Genomic DNA, 4,747 nt, shown 5'->3' with positions numbered 1-4,747 from the left:
TCGCCGCGACGAAGACGTTCGCGAGCCAGCAGCTCGCGCTCGCCCTCCTCGCGTTCGCGCTCGGCGACGGCCCGACGCGCGGGGAACTCGAGGCGCTCCGGGATATTCCTGGCCAAGTCCAGACCATCCTCGACACGACGGACGCACGGGCCGTGGCCGAGGCATACGCCGACGCCGACGCATACTTCTTCATCGGACGGGGGTATCACTACCCGGTCGCGCTCGAGGGCGCGCTGAAGATGAAGGAGATCACCTACCGACACGCGGAAGGGTTTGCCGCCGGCGAGCTGAAACACGGCCCACTCGCGCTCGTGACCGAGAATACGCCAGTGTTCGCGATCGTCACCGGCGACGGCGAGACCGCCCGGAAGACCATCGGGAACGTCAAAGAGGTCGAGGCTCGCGACGCGCCCGTCGTGGCGATCACCGACGGCGAATCCGACGTAACCCGGTACGCAGATCACGCCCTCGGGATCCCCGCCGTCGGTGATCTGGGCGGATCAGTGCTGGCGAACGTCCAGTTGCAACTGGTTGCCTACTGGGTCGCGAACCTGCTGGGCCGGTCGATCGACAAACCGCGCAATCTGGCCAAGAGCGTGACGGTCGAGTAACTTGGGCTCGAGGCGTCTCTCCACTCTCTCACCGAGTCGAATCGACCTCGTCGTCGCGATCCTCGCCGGGATCGTCCAGGGGATCGTCGAGTGGTTGCCCGTCTCGAGCCAGGGCAACCTCGCGCTGTTCCTGACGTTCGTCGGGACGGAGACCGACGTGGCGCTCCAACTAGCGCTCTTTCTGCAACTCGGCACGACTCTCTCGGCGACGGTCTACTACCGTGACGACATCGCGACGGTCGTCCGCGCAGTGCCCGGCTGGCGACCTGCGCCGCCTACAGCGCTGAAAACGCCGTCGCGTCGTACGTCGTCGTTGCGACATTGCTGACCGGGATCGTCGGAATCCCGCTGTATGTGTACGCGGTCGACCTCGCCGGCCAACTCACCGGCGGCGCCTTTATCGCGATCATCGGCGTCCTCCTGATCCTCACGGGAGTCCTCCAGCTCGCCTCGGGGTCGGTGTCGATGGGGATCCGCGACGCGCCGACGCTGCCGGATTCGATTCTGGTCGGGGCCGTTCAAGGCATTGCGATCCTGCCCGGTATCTCCCGCTCGGGAATCACGACGAGTGCATTGTTGTTCCGGAGCTACGACCCACCGGCGGCGTTCCGCCTGTCCTTTCTGCTGCCAATCCCTGCAAGTCTCGGGGCAGTCGCTCTCACCGTTACGGGCGCCGGTGGCCTCCCCGGTATCGAGCCGGTGCCCGCGCTGGCGGCACTCGGCGTCAGTGCGCTCGTCGGATATCTCACCATCGACACCCTCATGCGGGTCGTCGACCGCGTTCCGTTCTGGGTCGTCTGTTTCGGCCTTGGCGGGCTCGCGATCGTCGGTGGTGGAGTCGTCTCCGTCATCGTGTGAGAGGACAAAATTGGGGTTGAGACGTTCGCAACCTTCACGCAGAGATCTAAGATACTTCTCGATACGGTTGTTTTCATTGTGTCCATCATGGACGTGCCCGAGACAGGGACATCGCTACAGATCTGTTGGGCAACGTCCACGAGTGTCTCACTTGGACTGATTGCTATTCACTGGGCATAGTGGTTCATAATGAGAGTCCCTCATTGGATAGCCAATTACAGTCCTTCAGTGTTGATCCTCGCCGCAATAGAAACGGTCATAATCACCGAAATTCCCCGCAAAGTGATGTTGTATGGGAATAGAACGGAATTCTAGGAACAGAAAAAGAGATGGTCAAAATTTCGTTCAACTCGAGCAAGCGTACGAGCGTTCTCTAACTCGAGTAGCTTCCCCTTGGGTCGGGAAGATGCCCTAAAACCGAGGAGATACCCTCTCACTCGAGCAATCATCTTTCGCTCAAGTAGGTGCCCTAACACGCGAGGAGGCACCCTCTCTCGAGAAACCAATTTTCGACTCGAGTAGACAGCATCCAACTCGGAGCAGATGCCCTGAAACGGATCTCGAGGAGTGAAGGGGATACAAATGGAGAGTTTCGTATACCTTCGATAGTGGCTGAAACGAGATGGGTGGTGCGTCATAATCGGCTCCCGACTGTTGATTGTGGCTGGGGACGGTCCCACAGGCGCACGAGAAGTCGAGGTGTCCGCTTCCAACTGAGCGATCGATCTTCAGTTGGCTGCGGAGAGGTACGAAACGGTGATCATGCATTACGAGGCGGCAATGCACAACGTCGACGAAGTTGTTGAGCGACTCTAGGCTTTGAATCAGTAGACTGACCGGAACACCTCACGGCTGGGTCTCACACATTTGTGTTTCACGTCTACACTAGTTATCCGGCCTTCGCTCGAGGATATCGAAGATATCGATCGCTTTGTACTCTTGATTCCGCTGTTTACCCGTAGTCTCGACGAGAACACCGTCGGACACTAACTCCTCGATGGCGTTATACGCGGTTTGTCGACTGACATCGAACTCGTCTTGGACATCGTTGGCAGTGAAGTACGGCATATCGAAGACGCCCCGCGCAAGGCGATGACTCGTTTTCTGGTGTTGATACCGCTGCTCGTAGTCGCGCCGAAGTTCCATCAACCGCTGTGTCCGCTCGTACGAGTCCCGTGCTTGTACCTCGACCCCTTTGATGAAGAAGATAATCCAGTCGCGCCAGTCCCCGGTTTCGCTCACAGCGCGCATCTTCTCGACGTATTCCTGCTTGTTGCGATTGAAGTAGGCACTCGGATAGAGATACGGCTCGCTCAGATATCCTTCAGCGCAGAGCTGTAATACGATGAGAATGCGGCCAAGCCGGCCATTCCCGTCCTCACAGGGATGAACCGTCTCGAACTGATAATGCGTAATCGCGAGATCAACGAGCGGGTGATATTGGCCGCCCATCTGAATATATGTCTCCAGAGAGTCCATAAGCTCGGGAACCGATTGGTGCGGTGGGGGAACAAACGGGGGTTGACTGGCGTATGGAGAGGGAAGGTGGACATCAGTCGTCCGCCATTCCCCCACGACCTCACCTTCGTTCCGAACGTTTTCGAGGAGCAACTCATGGAGCGACTGGAGGAGTTCGAGCGTTACCGGCTCGCCCTGTTTGATCGCGTTGAATCCTTCCTGAAGGGCGCGTTCGGCATTCAGAACCTCCTGCAAGTCCCGACTCACATCGACGGTCTCGTCTCTGTTGGTCCGGGTGTGATGAGCGTATACCTCGTCCACGTCGACATCGGCTCCTTCTATTTCAGCAGTCTCGACGGCCTCGAGTCGGACGAGGGACGTGTAGAGGACCGGCGAAAAATCGACGGTCGGACTGATACCGTCGATTCGGCCGAGTTGAAAGGACGCGTCAGCGATACGTTTCGTGAGTTCGTCATCGATATCAATCCCTGTTGAGAGGGGGAGCTTGTCGGGAATGTAGTATGGATGGGGATGGGACTCGCGATAGTGCCCAGGTGCTTCCTCCGAAAGTTCTCGAGTCCGCATTTGACTATACCACGAACTCCGGCCTGTTAATCATATCGCCCTTAAACTAGTTTGATTACTGGTGGCTGAGACGGCCCTACTCAAAATACGAGACGAAAGTTTTGGAGAACAAATCCTCTCGCGACAGCGGTTGACTGCAGATCACCGCAGACCGCCACCACCTACGTCGGCTGACTGCGGTTCTGACGCGCTCATATATCCGAATTCGGCTGGTAGGTTGGACTCGCATGGCGATGAGTTTCGATCAGGCCACGAAGGCCCTTACTGACAGTGACGTGTGGATAGATGTCAGTATGGTCTCGGACGGTTACGTCTCGAAGCACTACACGAAACGGGCGAAACTGACGATTTAGCAGTGGCGGTGAGGGTACCAAACCCCGTCCGCAACGAGCAAGCAATGCGAATGAGTAGGGTGGGTAGTTCACTTGGCTACAAAACGTTACTAGACGGTGATCAGCTCACCTCGAGTGTTACTTTTCAGCTCGATCGATCGCGGACAAAGGCTCGAGAGGCGTTATTCCAGTGATGACTTCCACGATCTCATTGAACTAATATCACTCTCTGAACATCTCCGTTCAGAACGAAAACATGATAGCGCCGTACACTCACCAGATGGATAATGCCTACTGACGGTGACCCGAGCGACACCCCGACGCCACGGCCTCGTTCCTCGAGGACCGCGATGATGGCAATCAGGCGCTCGAGACCGTCCTCGCTGCCGACGCCGATCACGAAACCTGGACGTTCGACGACGTGGACCTGGATTCCGGAACCTTCGGGGAACTCGTCTCTCGAGGGGTCGTCACGAAGGTCGACGGCGCGTACCGGGTCGCCGATCCGGCGGCCGTCGAATCGGTGGTGACGGGTGAGGAGTTCGAGGAGCGGCCGGACGATGGTGGATTCGAGCTCGAGGTCGATCTCGAGCAGATCTGGGACGGTATCGATCTCCGCGCGCTGGTGGCGCTGATCGGGGCGTTGCTGGTCGTGGCGGGAGCTCGGATGACGGCGTTTCGGTCGGTGTTCCAGCAGGACTACCTTTTAACAGCGAGAGAGTCCCGCCGTTCACGGCGGGCATGAATCGCGTGCACTCTATTGCCGTCCCATCTCGTTACTGTCAGTCCGAGTCTCGCACCCATATCACCACGTTCACTTTCACCTCGGATTGGTCCTCTTTACAACAGTTGAGTGCATCTGTTGGAATGAGCGATGAAGCGGACCAACACGTTCGCCGTGCG

The 4,747-nt window shown here is 58.1% G+C and carries 3 protein-coding genes and 1 pseudogene; 3 read left to right on the top strand and 1 reads right to left on the bottom strand.

Going from position 1 to position 4,747, the window contains the following annotated elements; translation table 11 throughout:
• Window positions 1-611, top strand: a 611-nt coding sequence (locus PGX04_RS03130) for an SIS domain-containing protein (protein WP_273737177.1), incomplete at its 5' end; no start/stop codon positions are given.
• A gap of 40 nt (window positions 612-651) precedes the next feature.
• Window positions 652-1,469 (top strand): annotated as a pseudogene (locus PGX04_RS03125) (undecaprenyl-diphosphate phosphatase).
• 885 nt (window positions 1,470-2,354) lie between these two features.
• Here the strand turns inward: PGX04_RS03125 and PGX04_RS03120 are convergent.
• Complete coding sequence (locus PGX04_RS03120) at window positions 2,355-3,512, bottom strand: Fic family protein (protein WP_273737176.1); 1,158 nt, start codon at window positions 3,510-3,512, stop codon at window positions 2,355-2,357.
• A gap of 753 nt (window positions 3,513-4,265) precedes the next feature.
• Here PGX04_RS03120 and PGX04_RS03115 point away from each other — a divergent pair.
• Window positions 4,266-4,589 carry a hypothetical protein gene (locus PGX04_RS03115; protein ID WP_273737175.1) on the top strand — a complete coding sequence of 108 codons (324 nt, stop codon included), beginning with the start codon at window positions 4,266-4,268 and terminating at the stop codon, window positions 4,587-4,589.
• Window positions 4,590-4,747: the final 158 nt, after the last annotated feature.

The sequence above is a fragment of the Natrinema soli genome, from assembly GCF_028618695.1.
The sequence above is the reverse complement of the archived record's forward strand: the minus strand, read 5'-3'. Positions and strand labels throughout refer to the sequence as shown.